26 protein-coding genes are annotated in these 24,439 nt (G+C 63.6%); 17 read left to right on the top strand and 9 right to left on the bottom strand.

The features are described from left to right. The first annotated feature begins 2 nt into the window (after window positions 1–2). The 10 genes from BPHYT_RS11015 (at window position 3) to BPHYT_RS10975 (ending at window position 8,554) form a co-directional block, all read left to right on the top strand. The gene (locus tag BPHYT_RS11015) at window positions 3–1,304 is read left to right on the top strand and encodes a tripartite tricarboxylate transporter permease (RefSeq protein ID WP_238535587.1); all 1,302 of its coding nucleotides are present in this window, start codon (window positions 3–5) and stop codon (window positions 1,302–1,304) included. Window positions 1,305–1,391: 87 nt separating this feature from the next. Further along, window positions 1,392–1,550 (top strand): hypothetical protein, encoded by a 159-nt coding sequence (locus tag BPHYT_RS39090; protein ID WP_238535586.1) that lies wholly within the window; start codon window positions 1,392–1,394, stop codon window positions 1,548–1,550. 81 nt (window positions 1,551–1,631) lie between these two features. Further along, window positions 1,632–2,204: a chromate transporter gene (locus tag BPHYT_RS11010; RefSeq protein ID WP_012433218.1), complete on the top strand. Its 573-nt coding sequence runs from the start codon at window positions 1,632–1,634 to the stop codon at window positions 2,202–2,204. Continuing rightward, window positions 2,194–2,730, top strand: a complete 537-nt coding sequence (locus BPHYT_RS11005) for a chromate transporter (protein WP_012433217.1) — start codon at window positions 2,194–2,196, stop codon at window positions 2,728–2,730. Before BPHYT_RS11010 ends, BPHYT_RS11005 begins: the two co-directional genes overlap by 11 nt. 16 nt (window positions 2,731–2,746) lie before the next feature. After that, the gene (locus BPHYT_RS11000) at window positions 2,747–3,388 is read left to right on the top strand and encodes a glutathione S-transferase family protein (protein WP_012433216.1); all 642 of its coding nucleotides are present in this window, start codon (window positions 2,747–2,749) and stop codon (window positions 3,386–3,388) included. 280 nt (window positions 3,389–3,668) lie between these two features. Beyond that, window positions 3,669–4,388, top strand: a complete 720-nt coding sequence (locus tag BPHYT_RS10995; protein ID WP_012433215.1) for a FadR/GntR family transcriptional regulator — start codon at window positions 3,669–3,671, stop codon at window positions 4,386–4,388. 161 nt (window positions 4,389–4,549) lie between these two features. Continuing rightward, window positions 4,550–5,317 carry an SDR family oxidoreductase gene (locus BPHYT_RS10990; protein WP_012433214.1) on the top strand — a complete coding sequence of 256 codons (768 nt, stop codon included), beginning with the start codon at window positions 4,550–4,552 and terminating at the stop codon, window positions 5,315–5,317. Between the two features lie 81 nt (window positions 5,318–5,398). Beyond that, window positions 5,399–6,697, top strand: a complete 1,299-nt coding sequence (locus BPHYT_RS10985) for an MFS transporter (protein ID WP_012433213.1) — start codon at window positions 5,399–5,401, stop codon at window positions 6,695–6,697. Between the two features lie 38 nt (window positions 6,698–6,735). Continuing rightward, on the top strand, window positions 6,736–7,983 hold the full coding sequence (locus BPHYT_RS10980; RefSeq protein WP_012433212.1) for an enolase C-terminal domain-like protein: 1,248 nt from the start codon (window positions 6,736–6,738) through the stop codon (window positions 7,981–7,983). A gap of 328 nt (window positions 7,984–8,311) precedes the next feature. Next, window positions 8,312–8,554, top strand: coding sequence for a hypothetical protein (locus BPHYT_RS10975; RefSeq protein ID WP_012433211.1), 243 nt, complete (start codon window positions 8,312–8,314; stop codon window positions 8,552–8,554). 57 nt (window positions 8,555–8,611) lie between these two features. On the opposite strand, the gene BPHYT_RS10970 is transcribed toward BPHYT_RS10975, so the two are convergent. Together BPHYT_RS10970 and BPHYT_RS10965 are read right to left on the bottom strand one after the other, a co-directional pair. Continuing rightward, complete coding sequence (locus BPHYT_RS10970) at window positions 8,612–8,860, bottom strand: hypothetical protein (RefSeq protein ID WP_012433210.1); 249 nt, start codon at window positions 8,858–8,860, stop codon at window positions 8,612–8,614. A gap of 78 nt (window positions 8,861–8,938) precedes the next feature. Continuing rightward, complete coding sequence (locus tag BPHYT_RS10965) at window positions 8,939–9,328, bottom strand: hypothetical protein (RefSeq protein WP_012433209.1); 390 nt, start codon at window positions 9,326–9,328, stop codon at window positions 8,939–8,941. A 759-nt stretch (window positions 9,329–10,087) separates the two neighbouring features. Between BPHYT_RS10965 and BPHYT_RS10955 the strand changes: the two genes are divergently transcribed. Continuing rightward, window positions 10,088–11,020, top strand: coding sequence for a TauD/TfdA dioxygenase family protein (locus BPHYT_RS10955; protein WP_012433207.1), 933 nt, complete (start codon window positions 10,088–10,090; stop codon window positions 11,018–11,020). Window positions 11,021–11,051: 31 nt separating this feature from the next. On the opposite strand, the gene kdgR is transcribed toward BPHYT_RS10955, so the two are convergent. The 3 genes from kdgR to kduI form a co-directional block, all read right to left on the bottom strand. Beyond that, window positions 11,052–11,924, bottom strand: a complete 873-nt coding sequence (gene kdgR / locus BPHYT_RS10950) for a DNA-binding transcriptional regulator KdgR (RefSeq protein ID WP_012433206.1) — start codon at window positions 11,922–11,924, stop codon at window positions 11,052–11,054. A gap of 123 nt (window positions 11,925–12,047) precedes the next feature. Beyond that, window positions 12,048–12,818 carry a 2-dehydro-3-deoxy-D-gluconate 5-dehydrogenase KduD gene (kduD, locus tag BPHYT_RS10945; protein ID WP_012433205.1) on the bottom strand — a complete coding sequence of 257 codons (771 nt, stop codon included), beginning with the start codon at window positions 12,816–12,818 and terminating at the stop codon, window positions 12,048–12,050. A gap of 40 nt (window positions 12,819–12,858) precedes the next feature. Then, window positions 12,859–13,695 carry a 5-dehydro-4-deoxy-D-glucuronate isomerase gene (gene kduI, locus BPHYT_RS10940; RefSeq protein ID WP_012433204.1) on the bottom strand — a complete coding sequence of 279 codons (837 nt, stop codon included), beginning with the start codon at window positions 13,693–13,695 and terminating at the stop codon, window positions 12,859–12,861. A 269-nt stretch (window positions 13,696–13,964) separates the two neighbouring features. Here kduI and kdgT point away from each other — a divergent pair, with 269 nt between their 5' ends. Beyond that, window positions 13,965–14,990 (top strand): 2-keto-3-deoxygluconate transporter, encoded by a 1,026-nt coding sequence (gene kdgT, locus BPHYT_RS10935; RefSeq protein ID WP_012433203.1) that lies wholly within the window; start codon window positions 13,965–13,967, stop codon window positions 14,988–14,990. A gap of 67 nt (window positions 14,991–15,057) precedes the next feature. On the opposite strand, the gene BPHYT_RS10930 is transcribed toward kdgT, so the two are convergent. Further along, on the bottom strand, window positions 15,058–15,657 hold the full coding sequence (locus BPHYT_RS10930; RefSeq protein WP_012433202.1) for a GNAT family N-acetyltransferase: 600 nt from the start codon (window positions 15,655–15,657) through the stop codon (window positions 15,058–15,060). Window positions 15,658–15,743: 86 nt separating this feature from the next. Beyond that, window positions 15,744–17,189 carry an NAD-dependent succinate-semialdehyde dehydrogenase gene (locus tag BPHYT_RS10925; RefSeq protein ID WP_012433201.1) on the bottom strand — a complete coding sequence of 482 codons (1,446 nt, stop codon included), beginning with the start codon at window positions 17,187–17,189 and terminating at the stop codon, window positions 15,744–15,746. A 321-nt stretch (window positions 17,190–17,510) separates the two neighbouring features. On the opposite strand from BPHYT_RS10925, the gene BPHYT_RS10920 reads away from it, so the two are divergent. The 4 genes from BPHYT_RS10920 to BPHYT_RS10905 all read left to right on the top strand — a co-directional run bounded on the left by BPHYT_RS10920 (window position 17,511) and on the right by BPHYT_RS10905 (window position 21,716). Continuing rightward, window positions 17,511–17,714, top strand: coding sequence for a cold-shock protein (locus BPHYT_RS10920; protein WP_007181784.1), 204 nt, complete (start codon window positions 17,511–17,513; stop codon window positions 17,712–17,714). Between the two features lie 331 nt (window positions 17,715–18,045). Continuing rightward, window positions 18,046–19,467 (top strand): hopanoid biosynthesis associated radical SAM protein HpnJ, encoded by a 1,422-nt coding sequence (hpnJ, locus tag BPHYT_RS10915; RefSeq protein ID WP_012433200.1) that lies wholly within the window; start codon window positions 18,046–18,048, stop codon window positions 19,465–19,467. Further along, complete coding sequence (gene hpnI / locus BPHYT_RS10910; RefSeq protein WP_012433199.1) at window positions 19,464–20,624, top strand: bacteriohopanetetrol glucosamine biosynthesis glycosyltransferase HpnI; 1,161 nt, start codon at window positions 19,464–19,466, stop codon at window positions 20,622–20,624. Before hpnJ ends, hpnI begins: the two co-directional genes overlap by 4 nt. Before the next feature lie 96 nt (window positions 20,625–20,720). Further along, entirely contained in the window at window positions 20,721–21,716 is a 996-nt protein-coding gene (locus tag BPHYT_RS10905) for a lysylphosphatidylglycerol synthase domain-containing protein (protein ID WP_012433198.1), read from the top strand. Window positions 21,717–21,845: 129 nt separating this feature from the next. Here the strand turns inward: BPHYT_RS10905 and BPHYT_RS10900 are convergent, their stop codons facing one another. After that, window positions 21,846–23,249 (bottom strand): ATP-binding protein, encoded by a 1,404-nt coding sequence (locus tag BPHYT_RS10900; RefSeq protein WP_012433197.1) that lies wholly within the window; start codon window positions 23,247–23,249, stop codon window positions 21,846–21,848. Further along, complete coding sequence (locus BPHYT_RS10895; RefSeq protein ID WP_012433196.1) at window positions 23,246–23,905, bottom strand: response regulator transcription factor; 660 nt, start codon at window positions 23,903–23,905, stop codon at window positions 23,246–23,248. Before BPHYT_RS10895 ends, BPHYT_RS10900 begins: the two co-directional genes overlap by 4 nt. 179 nt (window positions 23,906–24,084) lie before the next feature. Between BPHYT_RS10895 and BPHYT_RS10890 the strand changes: the two genes are divergently transcribed. Next, on the top strand, window positions 24,085–24,435 hold the full coding sequence (locus BPHYT_RS10890; RefSeq protein WP_012433195.1) for a hypothetical protein: 351 nt from the start codon (window positions 24,085–24,087) through the stop codon (window positions 24,433–24,435). The last annotated feature ends 4 nt before the right edge of the window (window positions 24,436–24,439 follow it).

Here is a 24,439-nt window from a genome sequence, read left to right as displayed (position 1 = left end):
TCATGGACAGTCTGCATGGCATTCTGCACGGACTCGCGGTTGCCGCGACGCCGATGCATCTCATGTATACGCTTTTCGGCGTTTTTATCGGCACGATGATCAGCCATTTGCCGGGCATCGGCCCGTCGGCGGGAATCGCGTTGCTGATTCCGGTGACCTTCGGCATGGATCCGATTTCCGCGCTCATGATGCTCACCGGCATTTACTACGGCTGCATGTACGGCGGCGCCGTCACGGCGATCCTGCTCAATACGCCGGGCGACGCCGCCGCGGTGATGACGGTGCTCGACGGCTATCCATTGGCGCGCAAAGGCAGAGCGGCCGCGACGCTGGCGATTGCCGCCGTCAGCTCGTTCATGGCCGGCATGATGGGTGTCACCGCGCTGGCGTTCGTGGCGGCGCCGCTCGCTGCCGTCGCGCTGCATTTCGGACCCACTGAATATTTCGCGCTGATCTGCTTCGCGCTGTCGACCGTCGGCGCGCTCACCGGCGATTCGTTGGGCAAAGGCATGATGGCGGTGTTCATGGGACTCGGTCTCGCGACCGTGGGCATCGATCTGCAAAGCGGGGTGCCGCGCTTTACGCTCGGCCTCACGCAGTTGCAGGATCGCGTGAATTTTCTGGTTGTAGTGGTCGGCCTGTTTGCCATTGCCGAAGTCAGCCGCATGGTAGAAGGCACGCTCGGCGGCACGCTGCATACGGTGCGTGTCGAAGGCAAGCTGTGGTTCACTCGCGCGGAATGGCGGCGCGCGCGGCCCGCGATCTTCCGCGGCTCGGCGGTGGGTTTTCTCTGCGGCGCGGCGCCGGGCCTCGGCGGCACGCTCGCGGCCATGCTCTCGTATGTGCTGGAAAAGAAGGTCTCGAAGCATCCCGAAGAGTTCGGCCACGGCGCCATTGAAGGTGTCGCCGCGCCGGAAGCCGCCACCAACGCGGACACGTGCGGCGCATTCGTGCATCTGCTGGCCCTCGGCGTGCCGGGTTCGGGCGCGACGGCGGTGATCATGGGCGCGTTCATCATGTACGGCATCCAGCCGGGCCCGATGCTGTTTCACACGCAACCGGATCTGGTGTGGGGGCTTATTGCGAGCATGTACGTCGGCAACATCATGCTGTTGCTGCTCAATCTGCCGCTTGTGGGCATTCTGTCGCGCATTCTGTACGTGCCGTCCGGCGTGCTGCTGTGTCTGATTCTGGTGATTGCATCGGCGGGCGTGTATTCGTTCAGTAACGATGTGTTCGATCTGTTCCTCGCGCTATTCTTCGGCATTGTCGGCTACGCGTTTCGCAAGTTCGATATTCCCTAGGCGCCGCTGCTTTTCGGCCTGATTCTGGGCCATACGCTCGAGCAGTCGTTCCGTCAGGCATTGACGATTTCGAATGGCGATCCGAGCGTGTTTCTTCGCAGTCCGATTGCCGCGAGTCTGCTCGGCTGTGCTGCCGTCAGCGTTGGGGCGTCGGTCTGGAGCCGCCGGAGGAAGTCGTCGAAGCTGGTGCGCGAAGTGGAGGAGCAGGTTGCCGCCGCGCATCGGCTGGCGAACGAGCGGCATTGAGTTTTATCCGAGGCTTACCTTGCGCATGCAGCATTCGTCGCTGCATGCGCCGCGATATGACACAGCAGAAGGAAAGTCCGCATGCAATCAATATCCGGGCGCAAACCGGGCGACGTCACGCTGCTGGAAATTCTTCTGCTCTTCGCGCGGGTCGGACTGACGAGTTTCGGTGGCGGTCTATCCGCCTGGATATACCGCGAGGTGGTCACGCAACGAGGATGGCTGGAAGAAGACGAATTCCTCGGCGCCCTCACGCTCGGCCAGATCCTGCCCGGCTCGAACGTGATCAATCTGTCGATCTATGTCGGCTACCGCATGAAAGGCGCGATCGGCAGCACGGTGGCCGTGTCCGCGCTACTGGTGCCGCCGATGGTCGTCATCGTCCTGCTCGCCACGGTGTTTCATCAGTACGCGCAACTCGCGTGGCTGCATGAGTTTCTCGAAGGCGTCGCCGCGGCGGCGATCGGCATGACCGCGTCGGTGGGCTTCCGTACCGCGCGCTCGCTGCTCACGGCGCAACGCTGGCCGCTCGCGATGATCGTCGTGGTGTTCGTCGCGGTCGGCGTGCTGCGCTGGCCGCTCGTGCCGGTCGCGATCGTGACGGGAGCCGCCGGTCTGTACGTTGCGTGGAGGAGCCGCCAAGGTGCGCGATAACATCTATCTGCAACTCATCGCCGTATTCGCGCCTTTGTCGCTACTGTCGCTGGGCGGCGGACAAAGTATCGTCGCCGATATCAACCAGCAGGCGGTGACGATCCACGGCTGGGTGACGCAAGCCGAATTCGTCGACCTGTTCGCGATTTCTCGCGCGGCGCCCGGACCGGGCGCATTGCTGACCACGTTGATCGGCTGGAAAGCGTCGGGCTTTCTCGGCGCGGTGATAGCGTCGCTCGCGCTGTTCGTGCCGTCTTCGGTGCTCGCCTACGGGGCGACACTCGCATGGACGCGGCACAAGCAGCATCCCTGGCATCGGACGGCGGAACAGGGTCTTGCTCCGATCGCGACCGGGCTAATACTCGCCGGCGCATTTTCCGTGCTGCGCGCTTCTTCTTCGACGTGGACGATCTGGGCGCTCGCGGCCGTCGCGTTGAGCATCTTTCTTGCGCAGCCGAAGATGAATCCCCTGATCGTTCTGTTCGCCGCAGGACTCGTGAATGTGATAATCGGCCACGTTCTCTAGCTAACGAGGTGTGGCAATGCAGGTCTATGGCAGACGCAATTCGATCAATGTGCAGAAAGTGCTGTGGTGTCTCGCTGAACTGGGTTTCGAAGAAGGCCGGGAGTTTTCGCGGATCGACGCGGGACTGGAGTACGGCGTGATCGACACGCCGGAATATCGTGCACGCAATCCGAATGGCCTGGTGCCGACGCTCGTCGACGGCGAGAGTGGGTTGTGGGAGTCGAATACGATCGTCCGTTATCTGGCCGCGAAATATGGCGCGCAGACGCTCTTGCCATCCGAACCGGCTGCCCGTGCCGACGTCGAGCGCTGGATGGACTGGCAACTCGGCACGCTGTGGGCGACGCTGCGCGTCACGTTTCTGGGGCTCACGCGCGTGCCGGAGGCGCAACGCGATTACGACGCCATCGAGCGTTCATATCGTGAAGCAACGCGGCTTCTGGGCATCGCCGACGCGATCCTCGAAAAACACGACTACCTCGCGCAGGATCGCTTCACCGTGGCCGATATCGGCGTCGGCCTCGCGGCGCATCGCTGGGTGCAACTGGCTGAGCGGTTCCCGGACACGTTGGGGGCGCCGCAGGCGTTGCCTTCGGTGGATCGGTGGCTTCGAGCGATCAAGGCGAGGCCGGCGTTTTCCGTGGCGGTCGCTTCGTAAACGGCTTTTTCGACGGCGAATCGTGGCGCGAGGTTCGCCGGCCAGCCACTAGCATCCAATCCCCTTGAAGCCGGGCGCACGCACAGAATTGTCCAGCCGCATGCCTTCGGCGGCTTGCTGGATCGCGGGATAGTCTAGTCATTGCCGCCGGAAGCCCGTCCCGGCCGCCTCCCTGGTTCGTTTCTCTCCATTCCCGCTGGCCTCCGGGTCAACCCGGATTGCCAAGCCAAGCTCCTACGCCTATCTTTCTACATCATACGTATGACCTAGAGAGTGTATTTTGGCGACTTTGCACAGGCAGGTCCTGAATCAGATGGGCGAGCAGATCTGTTCAGGCAAGTTCATGCCCGGCGACATTCTTCCCGCCGAGCCCGTGCTTGCCGAGCAGATGCAGGTGAGCCGCATCACCATCCGCGAGACGATGAAGTCGCTGTCCGCCAAGGGCATGCTTCAGGTGCGCCGCCGCTACGGCACGGTCGTGCTGCCGCGTTCGCAATGGCAGTTGTTCGACCCGGACGTGATCACGTGGCGGGCTCGCGCGGGCGCTGTGGAGCCCGGCCTCATTGAAGATCTGATGGAGTTGCGCCTGATCATCGAGCCGAACGCGGCGCGGCTCGCCGCGAAGCGCGCGACGGCGGAAGACCGCGTCGCGGTCCGGCGCGCGTTCAAACTGATGGAGCGCGCGGTCGCCGGGCATGGCGAATATGTTCCCGCCGACCTGGCGTTTCACGGCGCCATTCTCACGGCCTGCCACAACCAGTTTGTCCAGCAGATGCAGAACGCGCTGTCGGCGATCCTGCGCACCAGCTTCGAACTCAGCTCGGAGATCGAGGGCGGCCCGGCTCGTTCGCTGCCCATGCACGAGGCGCTGTGCGTCGCGATCGAGCAGGGCGACCCCGTGGCCGCGGAGCAGGCCGTGCTGACGCTGATCCAGCGCGCCGAGCAGGACTTCGAGGACCGTGCCGCGCTCGATCGCAGCGCTCGCGAGAAGCCTGTTTGACGAAGCGCCTGGACCACGCAACGCGACCGCACGGACCGGCCCCTTAGACGAACCGTCCAGAAGCAGCGGCGTTGCATCCTCAACTCATTTATCGCGATTGTCATAACGGCACGCGAGGGGCGCACTCGCGCCTTGTTGTCGAACATCGAGAGGACACGTGCATGACACAGTTATTCGATCTGAGCGGCCGCACGGCGCTCATTACCGGCTCGGCGCGCGGCATCGGCTTCGCGTTCGCGGAAGGCCTCGCTGCCGCCGGCGCCGGTGTGATCCTGAACGGCACACGCGCCGACACGGTGGCTGAAGCCGTCGAGCGGCTGCGCGCCAAGGATTTGAACGCTCAAGGCCGCGCGTTCGACGTCACCGACGAAGCCGCCGTCGCCGAAGCCTTCGCGCAATGGGACAAGGACGGCGTGCAGGTCGACATCGTGATCAACAATGCCGGCATCCAGTTTCGCAAACCGCTCGTCGACCTCGAACTGCGCGACTGGCAACGCGTGATCGACACCAACCTCACGAGCGCATTCATTGTCGCGAAAGAGGCCGCGCGCCGCATGATCGCACGCGGCACGGGCGGCAAGATCATCAACATCGGATCGCTGACGAGCGAGGCCGGGCGCGCGACGGTCGGCGCCTATACGGCGGCGAAAGGCGGCATCAAGATGCTGACCCGCGCCATGAGCGCCGAGTGGGCGGGCGCGAACATTCAGGCCAATGCGATCGGTCCGGGCTACATCCTGACCGACATGAACAAGCCGCTGATCGAAAACGCCGCGTTCGATGCGTGGGTCAAGAACAGCAATCCTTCGCAACGCTGGGGCAGGCCTGAAGAACTGGTCGGCACGGCGGTGTACCTGGCGTCGCCGGCTTCGAGCTATGTGAACGGCCAGATCATTTACGTGGACGGCGGCTGGCTGGCCGTATTGTAAAGACAGATCCGCACGGGTAGAGCACAACAAAAACCCCGCCCGCGCTAAATAGTTAGTAAGCCGTACCGATCCGGAGACATCATGGAAAGCGTCAAACCCGTAGCACCCCAAAGATGGTGGTATCTGATGCCCATCATCTTCATCACCTATAGTCTCGCGTATCTCGACCGCGCGAACTACGGCTTTGCCGCCGCAGCGGGCATCGATCGCGATCTCGGCATCACGCACGGCACGTCGTCGCTGATCGGTTCGCTGTTCTTTCTCGGTTACTGCCTGTTTCAGGTGCCCGGCGCGATTTACGCGCAGCGCAATAGCGTGAAGAAGCTGATCTTTTTCAGCCTGATTCTCTGGGGGCTGTGCGCGGCGGCCACTGGCATGGTCAGCAACATTCCGATGCTGATGATGCTGCGCTTCGTGCTCGGTGTGGTGGAGGCGGCCGTGATGCCGTCGATGCTAATGTACATCAGCCGCTGGTTCACCCGCAGCGAACGCTCACGCGCGAATACCTTCCTGATTCTCGGCAATCCCGTGACGGTATTGTGGATGTCGGTGGTGTCGGGCTATCTGGTGCGCAGCTTCGGCTGGCGTGAAATGTTTGTTTTCGAAGGCGCGCCGGCGCTCATCTGGGCGGTCGTGTGGTGGTTCACGGTGAAAGATCGCCCGGCCGACGCGCCGTGGATGAGCGCCGCCGAAAAGACCGAGCTCGACGCGCGCCTGAAAGCCGAACAGGCGCATATCGCACCGGTGCGTGACTACAAGGCGGCGTTCCGCTCGTCGATCGTATTGAAGTTCTGCGCGATTCACGCGTTGTGGAGTATCGGCGTGTACGGCTTCATCATGTGGCTGCCGTCGATCCTCAAGGCGGCCTCGACGATCGACATCGTCTCCGTCGGCTGGCTCGCCGCCGTTCCGTATCTCGCGGCGATCATCCTGATGCTGCTCGCGTCGTGGCTCTCGGATAAGACGCGTAACCGCAAGCTGTTCGTCTGGCCGCTGCTGCTGGTGGGCACGATTGCGTTCGTGGCGTCTTACCTGATCGGCGGCTCGCATTTCTGGATCTCCTTCGCGCTGCTGGTCGTCGCGGGCGCAACGATGTACGCACCCTACGGGCCGTTCTTCGCGCTGGTGCCGGAGTTGATTCCCGGCAACGTGCTGGGCGGCGCGATCGGTCTGATCAACGCGTGCGGCGCGCTCGGTGCGTTCGCCGGTTCATGGGTGGTGGGGTACCTGAACGGCGTGACCGGCAGCCCGGCGGCTTCTTATATTTTCATGGCGGGCGGCTTGCTGTCGTCCGTGATCCTCATGATCACCGTGCCGGCGAATTCCGACGAACATGCGAAACGCGGAGCAGCGCTGCCGCTGCATCGCACGCAACACTAGTCGATCGAATTCATTGGCTGAAACCTGGCAGATAGAGCATGGCAACCCTGATTACCGATGTAAAAGTCATCCTGACCGCGCCGGAAGGCATCAACCTGATTGTCGTCAAGGTGGAGACAAACCAGCCCGGTCTGTATGGTCTGGGATGCTCGACGTTCGCTTACCGGCATGTGGCGGTGCAGTGTCTGATCGAGGAATATCTGCGACCGCTGCTGATCGGGCGCGATGCGGACGCGATCGAGGAGCTCTGGCAACTGATGCATCAGAACGCGTACTGGCGCAACGGACCGATCGAGAACAATGCGATCTCCGGTGTCGACATGGCGCTGTGGGACATCAAGGGCAAACTGGCGAACATGCCGCTCTACCAGCTGTTCGGCGGCAAGTGCCGTGAAGGCGTGCCGATCTATCGCCACGCGGATGGCCGCGATCTGAACGAGTTGTGCGAGAACATTCAGAAATATCGCGAGCAGGGCATCACGCACATACGCTGCCAGAGCGGCGGCTATGGCGGCGGTGGTTTCGGCAAGGCGCCGGCGAGCGCGCCGCATGGCTCGGCGGACGGCGTGTATCTCGACAGCCGGAAGTACATGCGCGACACGCTCAAACTGTTCGACGGCATTCGCAGCAAGATCGGTTTCGACGTCGCGCTGTGTCACGACGTGCATGAACGTTTGAAGCCGGTCGAAGCGATCCGCTTTGCGTGCGAACTGGAGCGGTACGAGCTGTTCTTTCTCGAAGACGCGATCGCGCTGGAGGAGGGGGAATGGATGCGTCAGCTGCGCGCCAAAACGACCACGCCGCTGGCGCAGGGCGAACTGTTCAACAACCCGTACGAATGGCGCTTCCTGATTACCGAACGTCTGATCGACTTCATTCGCGTGCATCTCAGCCAGATCGGCGGGATTACCGCGGCACGCAAGCTGCAGATCTTTGCCGAGCAATTCGGCGTTCGAACCGCATGGCACGGCCCCGGCGACATGTCGCCGTTGGCGCATGCCGCGAATATTCATATCGATCTGGCCGCGCGCAATTTCGGCGTGCAGGAATGGTCGGGAACCGAGCCGCCGAATTTCGTGATCCAGGACCTGAAGGGGCCGAGAGCAGCGTTACTCGATGTCTTCCCCGGCCTGCCCGAGTTCAGGCAGGGTTACGTGTACGCCAACGACAAGCCGGGCCTTGGCGTCGATATCGACGAAGCGGAGGCCGCGAAATATCCCTGCGAAAATAGCGTGACGACGTGGACGCAAACCCGCCTGAAAGACGGCACGCTACAAACGCCGTGAATTACCCACGCTAACGGTATGGTGCGCACGGATCGTGACCTGGCAACCGGATCCGCGCGCCGGCGCTCCCGGCGTCGCGCCGCACTACGCAACTATGCGCGTAATGCAGAACAGTCTCTCCACTGCAGCAAGAAGAACGGCAAATTCCGAGCAAATGAAATTTAAAAAGCACTCGCTGAACAGCCGTTTTTCATTGTAGTGGCAGCAGCAACAGTGAATTCAGGATTGGCGGATTTATCCCGCCGCGCTTGCCGCCTACACTCTTTTTACCGCTGCAACGACAGCCCTTGCCGCAGCGCGTAGAAAGACAATCTCTGGAGGTGGTTTCATGAAGTCGCTCATTCAAGCCGTTGCTATCGCCGTTGTTCTCGCCGCGCCGGTAGCCTCGTTCGCTCAGTCGTCCAATGATCCCGCATCGCAAGGCGCGCAAACGCAAGCTGCGGGCCGTCAGGATTCCGCTCAGGCCAATAACAGTGGATACGGTTCGGCCAGCGTCGGCACGTGGCAGGCAGGTCAAGGTAGCGATACGACGGTCAGCTCGTACTCGCCGCCGATCCGCAACGTGCGTTAAGCATTTCACGAAGCGCGCGGCGAGCCTGTCACCGCGCGCGAGACTGACTCTCTTCTTCTATGGCGTGCGCAATAGTGTCATCTCGTTGTGCAGCAGCGCCAGCAAATCATCATCGCTAGGCCGCGTGCCCCAATGCCGCGCGCCCGCCACTGACGCAATCGCGATCCACGAGTGCGGTGGAAACCATTCGCGCAACAGTGCGCCGTCCTGACGCAAACACAATTGACCGGTCTGCTCGCTGTATTCGGCGCTGATCAGCGTGTCGTTGATGTGCGCGGTGACTCGTCTCGGATCGCTGCGTAGCAAATCGTCGCTCCTGCAGAACGTGTGGCGCGAATGCGTGTGCGGCACAGCCGCGTCGTCGACGCGGCCGCGGCCTACGCATCAATGATCGCCGTGGCCGTGGCCGTGATCGCGATCGTCGCCATGACCATGCCAGCCGTTGTCGTGACCGCGCCAGTCGCCGTGCGGACCACGCGCTTCGTGCCATTCGCGTCCGCCGTGATGACGCTCTTCCCACTCGCGCCGTTCCCAATAGCGGTTGCCGTCGTAATAGCGCTCGCCGTACCAGCCGGGACTCACGACGACCACCGGCGGAGCCGGCGCATAGACCGGCGGGGGCGGCGGAGCGTACACGGGTTCGGGCGCATAAACGACGCCCGGAACGCCGATGTTCACGCCCACATCGACGTGGGCCAGCGCGACCGACGATGCGCCGATTCCGAGACCCGCGACGATCGCCATGGACAGCCAGCGGTTTTGTGATTGCTTCATGTTTTATTTCCGGCTTCTACGAGGGTGAGTGGAAAGTCCTGCGCGACTCGCGTTCAATAGCGATCGTGATAGTGATTGTGGTAGCCGCCTTCCGGAACCACGATGCAACCGCCCAAGGCACTGCCGAGCGTGACGGCCAGAATGACCAGCGCGAAAATTCTTTTCATGACATTGCTCCTGTTTCTCTGTGACCCGAACTCTACTGAGCCGCGGTATTTCCGGTGTGTTTGTGTGTAACAGGACGTGTCGATTGCGACGTATGCGGGCAACGCGTGCGTCGTGTGAATAGCGTGCTTGAATGTGCAGCGAGGAGAGGGGTGAGGCGAGCGGCCGCATGTGCAAGCCATTGAACGCATTGTGTAAAAGACGGATTGGTCGAGCGTTTCGCGCACGCCGTGGCGCGTGTCGTTGCAGCTATGCCGTGCGGATACATTCGGTTGCAGACTAACTGCGCCGATCTGCATTCCTGGCCGATTTATCGCGCTGACCGCGCGGGCGCATGCGTTCGCGCGATATGCGAGCGTCGATAGCGAACATGAACGACAGCGGCGTGACGATATCGGCGTCATCGCATCGGCACGCGATCCTTATGCCGTCGCGTGTGATAAGCACATGAGAAACAAGTGTTTTACGCACGCCGCCGGGACTGGTTAGATCGCTGCATTGGCTGACCGTCAGCCGCCTCAGTCAATCGCATTCGTGCCGGTCAACGCCGGCCTCTCTCGTTCCCGATCGTCATCACACCAGGAGTGGCATAGCATGTCGAATCTGAGTCTCGCGACGTCCAACGCACTGGACATTCATCCCGTCACTGGCCGCATCGGCGCGGAAATTCGCGGCGTACGGCTGTCGAGCCAACTCGAAGCGGCCACCGTCGAAGCGATTCGCGCGGCTCTGATACGTCACAAGGTGATCTTTTTCCGCGGCCAGACGCACTTGCAGGACGCCGATCAGGAAGCCTTCGCCAGGCTGCTCGGCGAGCCGGTTTCGCATCCCACGGTGCCGGTGGTGGACGGCACGGACTATCTGCTCGAACTCGACTCGCATCGCGGCGGCCGCGCTAATTCGTGGCACACGGACGTGACTTTCGTCGATGCTTATCCGCAGGCGTCGATCCTGCGCGGCGTGACGATTCCGGCAGTAGGCGGCGACACGGTGTGGGCCAACACGGCCACCGCGTACGAGGATCTGCCGCCGCCGCTCAAAGCGCTCGCCGATCAACTCTGGGCCGTGCACAGCAACGACTACGACTACGCGAATCACACCAGCGTCGGCGAACGCGGCCGCGACGCCGAAGCGATCAGGCGTCATCGCGAGGCGTTCGTGTCGACGCGTTACGAGACCGAGCATCCGGTCGTGCGCGTGCATCCCGAGTCCGGCGAAAAGACGCTGATTCTCGGGCACTTCGTGAAGAGTTTCGTGGGCCTCGCGCCGAGCGCGTCGGCGCATCTACTGGAACTGCTGCAAGGCTACGTGACGCGTCACGAGAACATCGTGCGCTGGCGCTGGCAGGCCGGCGACGTCGCGATCTGGGACAACCGCGCGACCCAGCACTACGCCGTCAACGATTACGGCGACGCGCACCGAGTGGTGCGCCGCGTGACGTTGAACGGCGACGTGCCGGTGAGTGTGGACGGCCGCCGCAGTTTCACGCGCAGCGTGCAGCCCAACCCGGCGGCGAAGGCGGCCTGACGGCCTGAGGATCTAGCGAGCAGCCCGGCGTTCAGCCCGGCTCGGCGGCGATCTGTTCCGGCGCCGTCGTTTCGCGATAACCGAGCCGCGTCGAGATCGCGAGGCCCGACTTCCTGAGCAGCGCGACGTAGTGCGACTTCGTGTCGGCGCCGCAGCGCATGGTCGGAAACGAAATCGACAGGCCCGCGATGACGCGGCCAAAGCGGTCGAACACCGGCACCGCGAGACACCGCAGGCCTTCTTCCTGTTCCTCGTTGTCCTCGCCGTAACCTTGCTCGCGCACGTGCGGCAGAATGTTCAGCACGGCCTCGGCGGAGGAGAGCGTCTTCTGCGTCGACTTGCGGAATTCCACGTGCGAGAGCACTTCGCGCGCGTCGGCCGGATCCATCCACGCCAGCAACACCTTGCCGATCGCCGTGCTATGCAACGGATTGCGCCGGCCGATGCGCGACTGCATGCGCAGCCCGTAGTCCGCATCGATCTTGTGAATGTAGATGATGGCGTCTTCGTCGAATGCGCCGAGGTGCACCGCCTCGCGCGTCGCTTCGCCGATGCGGCGCATTTCCACGTCCGCCTCGCGCACCAGATCGACACTTTCCAGCGCCTTCGCGCCGAGTTCGAACAGGCGGATGGTCAACCGGTAGCGCTCGGTTTCCACTTCCTGCGTCACGTAGCCGAGCGCCTTCAGCGTCTGGATCACGCGGTGCACGGTGGTCTTCGACATGCCGAGCCGTTGCGACAGTTCGCTGATGCCGATCTGTCCGCTGTCGCCGATCGCGCCGAGAATCGCGAAGACGCGACCAATGGACGAGGCCGATTCGCCCCGTTCGCCGCAGTCGGCGTTCTCCGCGTCTTGCGCCTGTGCGGCGCCGTCGTCCTTGCGCCGTTTTCCTGTCGATGCCATTTCCGTGTTCCCTGTCTATCCGTTCCCGCGACCTGCCCGCGAGCTTGTCGCGACTATGCCGCGCTTGCCGGCATGCGCCGGCGAGGCGCCGAGAGCATACCGCGTCCGGCGCCTGCTGCCGAGTCAGCGCGCGAGCCAGCCGCCGTCTACCGCCAGTGTATGCCCATGCACGTAGTCCGAAGCCGGCGACGCGAGGAACACCACCGGTCCCGCGAGATCGTCCGGCGTGCCCCAGCGGGCGGCCGGAATGCGGCTGAGAATCTCGTCGTTGCGCTGGGCGTCGTCGCGCAGCGCCGCCGTGTTCGCGGTTGCCATGTAGCCCGGCGCAATCGCATTGACGTTGATGCCTTGCGCGGCCCATTCGTTCGCGAGCAGCCGCGTGAGCCCCAGCACACCGCTTTTCGACGCCGTGTAGGACGCGACGCGGATGCCGCCCTGGAACGACAGCATCGACGCGACGTTGATGATCTTGCCGCCGCTTTTCTGCTTCACGAACTGTCGCGCGGCGGCCCGTGAGAGAAAGAACAGGCTCTTCAGATTGACGTCCACCACGGCGTCCCAGTCGGCTTCGGTGAAATCGAGCGCGTTCTCGCGGCGGATGATGCCCGCGTTATTCACCAGCACGTCGACGCGGCCGAACGCTTCGAGCGCGGCGCGCACGATGTCCTCGACCGGCGCAATCGAGCCGAGATCGGCGCGCACGTCCGCGAAGCGCCGTCCGCATGCTTCGACGCGCGCGGCGGTGTCGCCGGCGTCGGCGCGGCTCACGCCGACGATGTCGCAACCCGCTGCGGCGAGTGCGACGGCCATGCCGGCGCCGAGGCCCGTATTGCTGCCGGTGACGATCGCGACGCGGCCGGAAAGATCAAAGGGATTCACGATGTTCAAGCCCATGTCGTGCGGTCGTGATTGCTGATGTGAGAAGGGCTGCGCATCAACGCAAATCCCGCACTGCGATGTGATCCATATCGCCGAACACCTGGTTTTCGCCGACCATGCCCCATATGAACGTGTACGCCCGCGTGCCGACGCCGGAGTGAATCGACCAGCTCGGCGAAATCACCGCCTGCTCGTTGTGCACGAGAATATGCCGCGTCTCGTTCGGCTCGCCCATCATGTGAAAGACGGCGGCGTCGTCGGCGACGTTGAAGTAGAAATACACCTCCATGCGGCGTTCGTGCGTATGGCACGGCATGGTGTTCCACAGGCTGCCCGGTTCGAGTTTCGTCATGCCCATGGAAAGCTGGCAGGTGGGCAGCACTTCGGGAACGATGAACTTGTAAATGGTGCGGCGATTGCTCGTGGCCGGGTCGCCGAGCGTTTGCGGCGAGGCTTGCGCGAGCGAGATCGTGCGAGTCGGATACGACGTGTGGGCGGGCGCGCAGTTCAGGTAAAACTTCGCCGGACGCGCGGCGTCGTCGCTGCCGAAGGCGATGGCTTGCGTGCCTTGGCCGATGTAGATCGCCTCTTCGTTGCGCACCGTGTGGCGCGTGCCGTCCACGTCGACCCAGCCGTCGCCGCCGATGTTGATCGCGCCGAGTTCGCGCCGCTCCAGCAGATAGCTCACGCCGATCGACTTGCCGAGCGAACTGGGCACCTCCACCGCGCGCGCCACCGGCATCACGCCACCGACGATGATCCGGTCGATATGGCTATAGGTCAGCTTCAGCGCATCGCGCTCGAACACCTGATCGACCAGAAACGCCTTGCGTAGCCCGTCGGTATCGAGCGTCTTCGCGTAGTCGCTATTGATGGCCTGTCTCACTTCCATTGTTCTTTCTCCGCTGGGGTTGTGGGCTCGACTGTAGCGCAGAAATAGTGTTTCGGAACAGTGGTCCGAAAATATCGCCACCCTAAGTAAAGACTGGCAAGGGTTTTGAGGAGCACACGGGTAAACGATGAGCGAGATTTCCGACCGAAACGGAACAGCGTTCCTTTCACGGTGCTATATTGCGCCGAAAGGGAGCAGCCCGGCGCGAGAACGGGACATTACCCAGGGTGAATTACCCAATAACTGGACGCGAAGTCCATGGAGGAGGCATGAAGCTCAAGAAGGCCATCGACCGCATTCCTGGCGGCCTGATGCTGGTGCCGTTGCTGCTCGGCGCCTGCGTCCACACATTTGCGCCGGGCGCGGGCAAGTACTTCGGCTCGTTCACCAATGGCTTGATCTCCGGCACCGTGCCGATTCTGGCGGTGTGGTTCTTCTGCATGGGCGCGACCATCGATCTGCGGGCGACCGGCACGGTGCTGCGCAAGTCGGGCACGCTGCTGGTGACGAAAATGCTCGTGGCGTGGATCGCGACGATCGTCGCCTCGCACTTCATTCCAATCGACGGCGTCAAGGCCGGGCTGTTCGCGGGCCTCTCCGTGCTGGCGATCACGACCTCGATGGACATGACCAACGGCGGCCTCTACGCGGCCGTGATGCAGCAATACGGCACCAAGGAGGAGGCGGGCGCGTTCGTGCTGATGTCGGTCGAATCGGGGCCGCTCGTCAGCATGATCATTCTCGGCGCGACCGGTGTGGCGTTCTTCGAGCCGCGTCTGTTCGTCGGCGCGGTGCTGCCGTTTCTGGTCGGCTTCACGCTGGGTAATCTGGACGGCGAGCTGCGCGAGTTCTTCGGCCGTTGCGTGCATCCGCTGATTCCGTTCTTCGGCTTTGCGCTCGGTAACGGCATCGACCTCGGCGTGATCGTGAAAAGCGGCCTGCCGGGGATCGTGCTGGGTCTCGGCGTGATCGTCGTGACGGGTATTCCGCTGATTTTCGCGGATCGCTGGATCGCCGGCGGCAATGGCGCGGCGGGGCTGGCGGCTTCGTCGACGGCGGGAGCCGCGGTGGCGAATCCGGCGATCATCGGCGAGATGATTCCGAGCTTCAAGCCGCTGGTGCCGGCCGCCACCGCGATGGTCGCGACGGCGTGTCTCGTGACCGCGATTCTGGTGCCGATCCTCACGGCGATGTGGGTGCGCCGGCATCATGCGCGCGATGCGTTACGCGAGGAGTTCGCGGCGGGCGCGGCAGGCAGTGCGCCGCCGCTGAATGAACGGGATGTGCATGTGTAGGGCAGGGTAACGGCGGCTCGCTTGCGCGCTTGTATTTAAGGCGTAAGCGGGCCGCACGCTGGCGGTTTTATCGCGCCAGCTTCGCCTCGAGCATCGCCTTCACTTCACTCCATTCTTCATCGATGATGCTAAAGCGCACCGAGTTGCGCTTGCGGCCATCCGGCATGATGCGTTCGTGCCGAACCACGCCTTCCTGTTTCGCGCCGATGCGCAGAATCGCCGCGCGCGATTTTTCGTTGAGTTCGTCGGTGGTGAATTGGACGCGCACGCATTGCATGGTTTCGAACGCGTGGCACAGCAGCAGATACTTCGCTTCGGTATTTACCGCCGAGCGTTGCACCGATTCGCCCAGCCATGTGTGGCCGATTTCGAGCTTGCGATTCACGCGGTCGATCTTCCAGAACCGCGTGCTGCCGACCAGCGCGCCAGTGTCGCGGCGCACGATCACGAACGGCATCACGGTGCCGGCCGCGCGGCCTTCGAGCGCCGTCGCGATATAGCCGTCGACGGTGCCGGCTCCAGGCACCACGGTCAGCTTCATATTCCACAATTGCCCTTCCGCGGCGGCGTCGAGTAAACCTTGCGCGTGTTCCCGCTGAAGCGGCTGCAGTTCCACGGTCTTGCCGGTCAGCGTGGGTTGCATGAGTCGTCGGTCGATATCGTTCATGGCAAAAAAAGGTCCGCGAATCGATGACTCGCGGACCCGGCACGGTGGTGCAAAAAGAGGCGGCCGGTAAGCCGCCTCTGTCCGTGTTAAACCGACATCACCGATACCGCCTTGGTGACCAGATAGCCTTCCATCGCTTCCGGGCCGCCTTCCGAACCGTAGCCCGAATCCTTCACGCCGCCGAACGGCATTTCCGGCGACGGCGTAGCCGGCTGGTTGATCCACAGCATGCCGACTTCCAGTTGCTGCGACAGCAGATGCACGTTGGTGAACGACTTGGTGAACGCATAGCCCGCGAGGCCGAACGGCAGACGGTTCGCTTCGGCGATCGCTTCCTCGAGCTTGTCAAAGCCGCGGATCGCGGCGATCGGACCGAACGGCTCGTTGTTGAACACGTCCGATTCGAGCGACACGTTGGTCAGCACGGTCGGCGCGAAGAAGTTGCCTTCCGAGCCCACGCGCTCGCCGCCGGTTTCGACCTTGGCGCCGGTCTTGCGCGCGTCGTCGAGCACCTTGCTCATTGCCGTGAGACGGCGTGCGTTGGCGAGCGGGCCGAGCGTGGTGCCTTCGGCGAGGCCGTCGCCCAGCTTCAGGCCTTCAGCGTGCTTGACCAGCGCCGCGGCGAATTCTTCGCGGATGCTGTTGTGCACGAGGAAACGCGTCGGCGAGATGCAGACCTGGCCGGCATTGCGGAACTTCGCGCCGCCCGCGGCCTTCACGGCGAGCGCCACGTCGGCGTCTTCGGCCACGATCACCGGCGCATGACCGCCCAGTTCCATCGTCGCGCGCTTCATGTGCGAGCCGGCCAGTGCAGCCAGTTGCTTGCCCACCGGCGTCGAGCCGGTGAACGTGACCTTGCGGATCACCGGATGCGGAATCAGATAACTCGAGATCTCAGCCGGGTCGCCGAACACCAGGCCGACCGTGCCCGCTGGCACGCCGGCTTCGACGAAAGCCTGCAGGAGCGCCGCCGGCGACGCCGGGGTTTCTTCCGGCGCCTTGACGAGGAACGAGCAGCCGCACGCGAGCGCGGCGCTCAGCTTGCGCACGACCTGGTTGACCGGGAAGTTCCACGGCGTGAAGGCGGCGACCGGGCCGATCGGTTCCTTCAGCACCAGTTGCTGCGCCGCGAGGTTGCGCGACGGCACGATGCGGCCGTAGACACGGCGGCCTTCGTCGGCGAACCATTCGATGATGTCGGCCGCCGCCAGCACTTCGATGCGGGCTTCGGCGAACGGCTTGCCTTGCTCCAGCGTCATCAGGCGGCCGATGTCCGAGGCACGTTCGCGCACCAGCGCGGCGGCCTTGCGCATGGTCGTGGCGCGCTCGTTGGCCGGCACCTTGCGCCAGGCTTCGAAGCCGCGCTGCGCGGCGGCCAGCGCGCGGTCCAGATCGGCGATGCCGGCGTGCGCCACTTTGCCGATGGCCTTGCCGGTAGCAGGATTGATGACGTCGAGGGTCTTGCCGCTGGCGGCGTCGCACCACTCGCCGTTAATCAGAAGTCGGGTATCGGTATAGCTCGAGGTTGCCATGCTGGGGTTCCTGTGTAGGGGAAAACGACAAGGCCGCGCGCTCATGAAACATCGGGCTGAATCTGCGCGGGCCCTGGATGGACTGCCGATAACCAAACAGTTTATCTGATTGGACGGAATCGCACCGGCGGGCTGCAAGCTCGTGGCGCAAGGCACGGTGCTTGCGACATGGCTGTCGCGGCGGCGAAAAACCGGGCGAAGCAGCGCCGCGCAAAGAAGCGTAGAGTCGAGCGGCGGAGGCAGAATCCGGCGCACACCCGCGGCGGCGGGCGAAGCTCGGCGAATGCAGCCCAATCAACCCAGATGCACAGAGGAAACGACATGCCAACCGGTACAGTGAAATGGTTTAACGACGCGAAAGGTTTCGGCTTCATCACCCCCGACGACGGCGGCGAAGATCTGTTCGCGCACTTCTCGGAGATCCGCTCCGAAGGTTTCAAGTCCTTGCAGGAAAACCAGAAGGTCAGCTTTGAAATCAAGCAGGGGCCGAAGGGCAAGCAGGCGGCGGATATCAAGCCGGTCTGACGCCATGGCCGGTTCGCGCGCGCAACGCGTGCGGCCGGCCATCAATGCGTGCGATCCACACATAAAAAAGCGCCTCGTTCACACGCGTGACATGAAGCGCCGCTAGCGGGATCCCACCCGCTCGATCCTCTCTGCTGCACCCACTTCACCGCCTGTTTCGAGGCACATGGAACAGCGCCGCCGTCATTGTCAGCGCCCGAATTTTCCTTAAGGTTTCCTTCAGCTTTGCTCCGTAGTATTTGCGCGATCGCCCGTCTCCCGGCGGGCAATAGTTCCGATAGTTTGTCGACAGAGAACTGAAAGCGCCGATTCAAGGCTTGCTGGAGCATCCATGAAAACCCTGTTCTTGCAGGCGCCGTCGTATGACGGCTTCGATGGTGGCGCGGGTTCGCGCTATCAGGCCAAGCGTGAAGTCCGCTCGTTCTGGTATCCGACGTGGCTCGCGCAACCCGCCGCACTCGTGCCCGATAGCCGCGTGCTCGACGCGCCCGCCGACGGCCTGTCGGTCGAGGCCTCGCTCGACATCGCACAGCACTACGAGCTGGTGGTGATCCACACCAGCACGCCGTCCTTTCCCACCGACGCGCTGTTCGCCGAAGACCTGAAAAAACGCAAGCCGTCGATAGTAATCGGCATGGTCGGCGCGAAGGTCGCGGTCGATCCGCACAATTCGCTGACCGCGAGCGAGGCGATCGATTTCGTGTGCCGCGAGGAGTTCGACTTCACCTGCCAGGAAGTCGCAGAGGGCAAACCGTTCGCGCAAATCAAAGGTCTCAGCTACCGCAACAGCGACGGCTCGATCGAGCACAACGAAGCCCGCCCGATTCTCGAGAACATGGACGAATTGCCGTTCGTGGCGCCCGTGTACAAGCGCGATCTGAAGATCGACAACTACTTCATCGGCTATCTGAAGCATCCGTACGTGTCGATCTACACGGGCCGCGGCTGCCGTTCGAAGTGCACCTTCTGTCTGTGGCCGCAAACCGTGGGCGGCCATCGCTACCGCACGCGTTCGGTCGAGAACGTGCTGGCGGAAGTGAAGTGGATTCGCGACAACATGCCTGAAGTCAAGGAGATCATGTTCGACGACGACACCTTCACCGACTTCAAGCCGCGCGTCGAGGAAATCGCCCGCGGTCTCGGCAAGCTCGGCGTGACGTGGTCGTGCAACGCCAAGGCGAACGTGCCGTACGCGACGCTCAAGATCATGAAGGAGAACGGCCTGCGCCTGCTGCTGGTCGGCTACGAATCCGGCGACGACCAGATCCTGCTGAACATCAAGAAGGGGCTGCGCACCGACATCGCGCGCCGCTTCAGCAACGATTGCCGCACGCTGGGCATCAAGATTCACGGCACCTTCATTCTCGGTTTGCCGGGCGAAACGCAGGACACGATCCAGAAGACGATCGAGTACGCCAAGGAGATCAATCCGCACACGATCCAGGTGTCGCTCGCCGCGCCGTATCCGGGCACGACGCTCTACAACCAGGCCGTCGAGAACGGCTGGCTCGAAGAGAACAAGGTGATCAATCTCGTAAGCAAGGAAGGCGTGCAGTTGGCCGCGATCGGCTATCCGCATCTGTCGCGCGACGAGATCTACCATCAGCTCGAAAACTTCTACAAGCGTTTCTATTTCCGCCCGTCGAAGATCTGGGAAATCCTGCGTGAGATGTTGACGAGTTGGGACATGATGAAACGGCGCTTGCGTGAAGGCGTCGAATTCTTCCGTTTCCTGCGCGCCCACGAGGCGTGAGCGCCGCGCACCTGCTCGCCGTCACGCTCGGGTATGCGTGCGCGGCGGGGGCGGTTTTCGGTGTGGGCTATACCGTGCTCGCCGGCGCGTTGATCGGCCGGTTCTTCGCGCGAGCGGTGTCCGAGCCGACTGCCTTTCCACCGGTCACGATCGTCAAGCCGCTGCACGGCAACGAGTGGGCGTTGCTCGCCAATCTGTCGAGCTTCTGCTGCCAGGATTATCCTGGCCCCGTGCAATTCCTGTTCGGCGTGCACGACTCGGCCGACCCCGCGCTGCAAACCGTCGACGACCTGCGCCGTCTCTATCCGGACGCGGACATCACCGTGGTGGCCGACGCGCGCCTGTACGGTCCGAACCGCAAGATCAGCAATATCCTCAACATGCTGCCGCAAGCGCGGCATGACGTGCTCGTGTTCGCCGACAGCGACGTGAGCGTCGGCGCGGACTATCTGCGCAATGTGATCGGCGAGTTGCAGAAACCGGGCGTGGGGCTCGTTACCTGCGCGTATCGCGGACAGCCCGATCCGGGCTTCTGGCCGCGCCTGTCGGCGAAAGCGACCAACTATCAGTTCCTGCCGGGTGTCGTGACCGGTCTCGCGCTCGGGCTCGCGCGTCCGTGCTTCGGGCAGACCATCGTGATGCGGCGCGATACGCTCGAAAAGATCGGCGGCTTCACACCGTTCGTGCGGCATCTGGCCGAGGACCACGCGATCGGCGAGGCGGTGCGCCTGCTCGGCGAGAAGGTGGTGATTCCGCCGTTCACGATCTCGCATGCGTGTGTCGAATCGAGCGCGGCGCAACTGATCGCGCATGAACTGCGCTGGAGCCGCACCATTCGCCGCATCGATCCGCTCGGCCATCTCGGCTCCGCGCTGGTTCATCCGTTCGCGTTCGCGCTGCTCGCGGTGGTCTTTTCGGCAGGCGCATGGTGGGCGTGGTCGCTCGCATTGGCCGCCATGGGGGCGCGGCTCGCCTTGAAACTGCTGTCCGATCGCGCGCTGAAACAGGCGCATCGCGATCTGTGGCTGTTGCCGTTCTGGGATATCGTATCGTTTGCGATTTTTGTCGCGAGCTTCTGTTCGTCGCGCGTGATCTGGCGAGGCTTCAGCTTCAAGGTGGACGGCGACGGCCTGTTGTCGGCGGCACAGGACGAATGAACGGCAGTACGGAACGGCCATGATGCACAGGGTTTTTAAAGCAGCGGTTAAAAGCAGGGCAAGGCGCGTCGGGCGCGCGTACGAGGTGCGCGCGTGATGAAGCATCTCGGCCGCGTCGCCGCGTTAGCCGGCTTGCTGGTGTCGCTCTGGCTCGTCTGGCATGACAATCCCGGTGCTGTACTCGGCGCGCTGCGCGCGGCCGGCGCGGGGCTGCTGCTGGCCGCGCTCGCGCACGTACTGCCCATGCTCGCCAATGCCTGCGACTGGCGTTCGCTGATTCGCGGCGCGAACCGTCCCGGCCTCGTCAATATGCTGCATCTCGTGTGGGTGCGCGAATCGGTGAATAGCATGCTGCCGGTGGCGCGCATCGGCGGCGAGCTCGTGTCGTTTCGCATGCTCAAGCGTTGGGGCGTGCGGCCGTCCACGGCGGTGGGGAGCATTGTCGTGGATATGCAGCTCACGGTGATCAGCCAGTTGCTCTTCACCATGGTCGGCATCGGCTTTCTGTTCGCGCATGCGCATTCCGATACGCTGCGGCTCGCCGGACAACTGGCGTGGGGCGTGGTGGTGCTCACGCCGCTACTGGTGCTGTTCGCGCTCGTACAGCACGCGAGTCCGTTCGAGCGCATGACGCGCGCGCTCAATCATCTGACGAGCGGCAAGCTCGCCGCATTGGTCGGGCAGTCGGCGCAGATCGATCAGGCTATCAAGCTGATCTGGCGGCGGCGCGGCGTGGTGCTGCGCTATCTGTTCTTCTGGCAACCGCTGCAGTGCTTTCTCACCTCGCTGGAAATCTGGCTGGCGCTGCACTTTCTCGGCGTGCAGGTCACGCTCGTGGAAGCGGTGGTGATCGAATCGCTGATCCAGGCGATCAGCAGTGCTGCGTTCTTCGTGCCGGGCGGTCTGGGCGTGCAGGAGGGCGGCTTCATTCTGATCGGCGGCGCGCTGGGCCTCGATCCCTCCACCTGTCTCGCGCTGGCCGGCGCGCGCCGGATTCGCGATCTCGTGATGTTCGTGCCCGGCCTGATTGCGTGGCAGTTCGCGGAGTCGTCGAACCGCGCGCCGGAGCGCGCGTTCGAGCGCGCGCCTTAGAGAACGAACGGCGCGCGGCGCATGGGCGCCAAGGCGCCACGGTTCGCGGCACATGGGCGCCGCATTAATACGAGAAAGCGCACCCTCACGATCGAGACGCACCGTCGCGAGGCCGCTTGCGGATTCTCCTCAACTCGCCTGCGCGTAAGCCGGGAACGACACTTCGACCGCGAGCCCGCGCTCGCCGATGCCTTTACCCAGATGCAGGCTCGCGCCGAAATGCTCCGCGATCCGCGCGACGATCGACAGACCCAGCCCGCTGCCGGTGGCCTGATTGCCGGTCGCACGAAAAAAACGATTCGTCAGACGGTCGAGGTCGCCCGCCTCGACACCGGGGCCGTCGTCGCGCACGGTCACCTGCACGCGGTCCTGTGCGTGCTGCACCGCCACTTCGATGCTGCCGCCGGCGTGTCCGTACTTGATCGCGTTATCGAGCAGATTGTCGAGCAGGATGCCGATCAGCACCGGCTCCGCGTCGATCTCGGCGCGCAGGTCGCCGAGCAGCGTCACGTGAATGTCTTTCTGCTGCGCATTGCGCTCGTTGGCGAGCAGCGCGTCTTTGGCCACCGTTGCCGGCTTGAGCGGCGCGGTTGAAATTTTTTCATGCACGTCCAGACGCGCGAGCAGCAGCAATTGCTCCGCGAGCCGCGCGCTGCGGTCGACGCCTTGCACCACGCGCTCCATCGCCAGCCGCTGGCGCGCCGTTTCCGTTTCCGCCAGCGCGACTTGCGCCTGCACCTTGATCGCGGCCAGCGGCGTTTTCAGTTCATGGGCGGCATCGGCGGTAAACGCGCGTTCGCGCTCCAGCGAATGCAGCAGACGCGACAGCAGCAGATTGATCGCATCGACGAGCGGGCGCACCTCGGTCGGCGCGCGGCCGATGTCGACCGGTTCCAGCCGGTTCACATCGCGCGCACGGATGGCGCGCGAGAGCAGCCTGAGCGGCGCCAGACTCCAGCCAATGCTGAACCACACCAGCACCGCCAGCACCGGCAGCGCGACCAGGGTAGGACGGGCGATGCGGCTCGCGACGCCGCTCACCAGATCGCTGCGCGTATTGGCCGGTTCGAAGACGCGCACCGTGTGGCCGAGCGCGGTATCGCGCAAGGTGAACGAGTGATACATCTGGCCGCCGAGCGTGATGTCCTGCGTGCCGCTCACCGCCGGCACCGGCAGATCCCAGGCCTTGAGTTCGTGCAGTTGCGGACTGCCCGCCAGCACCGCGCCGTTCGGGCCGCGCACCTGGAATAGCGCGTCGCGCGGCAGCGCGTCGTCGTCGTCGCGGTCGTTGGCGCCCGGCTCGCCGCCTTTTTCTTCCTCGCGCACGTCGATGCGCGCGTTGGCGAGCGTGCTCAGGTTGGGCTGATCGAGCAGGGCGAGAATCTGCGCGAGTTCCGCGAGGCGCGCCTCTTCCCATTCGGCGACTTCGCGGGTGGCCTGACGATAACTCGACACCAGCGCAACGCCCCAGACCAGCGCGATGCTGGTCAGCACCAGCAGCACGAGACGCCGGCGAATGGAGGCGCCCATCATTCTTTCTCCACCACGTAGCCGATATTGCGCACCGTCTTGATCAGCTTGGCGCCGAGTTTCTTGCGCAGATTGGACACGTGCACCTCGATTGCGTTGCTCTCGATTTCTTCCTGCCAGCCATACAGGCTTTCTTCGAGCCGCGAGCGCGACTGGGGAATTCCCTGATTGGTCAGCAACTGCAACAGGATCGCCCATTCGCGCGAAGTGAGCGGCACGCGTGTCGTGCCCACTTCGACGGTTTGCGCGGCCGGGTTGACGGTCAGGTCCTGATAGCGGATCTGCTCGACGCTGCGGCCCTGTGCGCGGCGCAACAGGGCCCGGCAACGGGCGATCAGTTCGGTCAGATCGAAGGGCTTGCCGAGATAGTCGTCGGCGCCCGCTTCGAGGCCGCCGACACGGTCGACCACCGTGCCGCGCGCGGTCAGCACCAGCACCGGCACGTCCTTGCCTGAATCGCGCAGCCGTTTCAGCAGCTCCATTCCCGATACGCGGGGCAGGCCGAGATCGAGCAGCACCAGCGCGTAGGCGGTGGTGTCGAGCGCGAGACCCGCCTTGTGGCCGTCGCGCGCCCAGTCGACCGTGAAGCCCGCCTGACGCAGTCCTGCTTCGATGCCGCAGCCGATCAGATCGTCGTCTTCTACGAGGAGTACGCGCATAGGTCTGTTATTTCCATTCGACGTTTCATTGCACGGCAGCCGGAATATTAAGCGAGCGCCGAACCGTAATCCGAAGTTTAACCATGCTGTTCATCACCCGCTTTATACGCTTTATTCCTTAAGGTTTCCTTCAGCTTGGATCGCTACTATCGCCCCTCAACAGGTCACGAGACCCAGTCATGAAGCCAGCCACCGTCGACATGCTGCGCGCCCACCTGATGGTGGCGTCGCTCACCGCCATGGGCGCCGAGGTGCTCGCGTGCCTCGCGCCGCTGGTTCTGCCGGTTTCGCAGAGCGCCTTCAGTTCCATGCCGTTCCGGCTGCTTGCCATTGCCGTGATTCTCAGCGGTGTGATCGTGACGCGCCAGTTCGCGCATGCCGCCTTCGAACTCGCGCTGCAGGGCCACTTTGCCACGGGAGCGAACCGGCGATCGCGACCGGTCGCGATCGCCGTGGATTGTCCGTGGCGCTGGCTCGTGATTCTTCATCTGCGCCTGACCGGCAGGGCGTTCGTGCTGGCCGGGCACTGACGGA

It is taken from the genome of Paraburkholderia phytofirmans PsJN (assembly GCF_000020125.1).
GTDB lineage: Bacteria > Pseudomonadota > Gammaproteobacteria > Burkholderiales > Burkholderiaceae > Paraburkholderia > Paraburkholderia phytofirmans.
This window is presented reverse-complemented; position numbering and strand designations above follow the sequence as displayed.

Excerpts from the sequence above, each read along its gene's own strand:
- BPHYT_RS11015 (WP_238535587.1), top strand. The coding sequence starts at position 3 with ATGGACAGTCTGCATGGCATTCTGCACGGACTCGCGGTTGCCGCGACG.
- BPHYT_RS11010 (WP_012433218.1), top strand. The coding sequence starts at position 1,632 with ATGCAATCAATATCCGGGCGCAAACCGGGCGACGTCACGCTGCTGGAA.
- BPHYT_RS11000 (WP_012433216.1), top strand. The coding sequence starts at position 2,747 with ATGCAGGTCTATGGCAGACGCAATTCGATCAATGTGCAGAAAGTGCTG.
- BPHYT_RS10990 (WP_012433214.1), top strand. The coding sequence starts at position 4,550 with ATGACACAGTTATTCGATCTGAGCGGCCGCACGGCGCTCATTACCGGC.
- BPHYT_RS10985 (WP_012433213.1), top strand. The coding sequence starts at position 5,399 with ATGGAAAGCGTCAAACCCGTAGCACCCCAAAGATGGTGGTATCTGATG.
- BPHYT_RS10980 (WP_012433212.1), top strand. The coding sequence starts at position 6,736 with ATGGCAACCCTGATTACCGATGTAAAAGTCATCCTGACCGCGCCGGAA.
- BPHYT_RS10975 (WP_012433211.1), top strand. The coding sequence starts at position 8,312 with ATGAAGTCGCTCATTCAAGCCGTTGCTATCGCCGTTGTTCTCGCCGCG.
- BPHYT_RS10965 (WP_012433209.1), bottom strand. The coding sequence starts at position 9,328 with ATGAAGCAATCACAAAACCGCTGGCTGTCCATGGCGATCGTCGCGGGT.
- BPHYT_RS10955 (WP_012433207.1), top strand. The coding sequence starts at position 10,088 with ATGTCGAATCTGAGTCTCGCGACGTCCAACGCACTGGACATTCATCCC.
- kdgR (WP_012433206.1), bottom strand. The coding sequence starts at position 11,924 with ATGGCATCGACAGGAAAACGGCGCAAGGACGACGGCGCCGCACAGGCG.
- kduD (WP_012433205.1), bottom strand. The coding sequence starts at position 12,818 with ATGGGCTTGAACATCGTGAATCCCTTTGATCTTTCCGGCCGCGTCGCG.
- kduI (WP_012433204.1), bottom strand. The coding sequence starts at position 13,695 with ATGGAAGTGAGACAGGCCATCAATAGCGACTACGCGAAGACGCTCGAT.
- kdgT (WP_012433203.1), top strand. The coding sequence starts at position 13,965 with ATGAAGCTCAAGAAGGCCATCGACCGCATTCCTGGCGGCCTGATGCTG.
- BPHYT_RS10930 (WP_012433202.1), bottom strand. The coding sequence starts at position 15,657 with ATGAACGATATCGACCGACGACTCATGCAACCCACGCTGACCGGCAAG.
- BPHYT_RS10925 (WP_012433201.1), bottom strand. The coding sequence starts at position 17,189 with ATGGCAACCTCGAGCTATACCGATACCCGACTTCTGATTAACGGCGAG.
- BPHYT_RS10920 (WP_007181784.1), top strand. The coding sequence starts at position 17,511 with ATGCCAACCGGTACAGTGAAATGGTTTAACGACGCGAAAGGTTTCGGC.
- hpnJ (WP_012433200.1), top strand. The coding sequence starts at position 18,046 with ATGAAAACCCTGTTCTTGCAGGCGCCGTCGTATGACGGCTTCGATGGT.
- BPHYT_RS10905 (WP_012433198.1), top strand. The coding sequence starts at position 20,721 with ATGAAGCATCTCGGCCGCGTCGCCGCGTTAGCCGGCTTGCTGGTGTCG.
- BPHYT_RS10900 (WP_012433197.1), bottom strand. The coding sequence starts at position 23,249 with ATGATGGGCGCCTCCATTCGCCGGCGTCTCGTGCTGCTGGTGCTGACC.
- BPHYT_RS10895 (WP_012433196.1), bottom strand. The coding sequence starts at position 23,905 with ATGCGCGTACTCCTCGTAGAAGACGACGATCTGATCGGCTGCGGCATC.
- BPHYT_RS10890 (WP_012433195.1), top strand. The coding sequence starts at position 24,085 with ATGAAGCCAGCCACCGTCGACATGCTGCGCGCCCACCTGATGGTGGCG.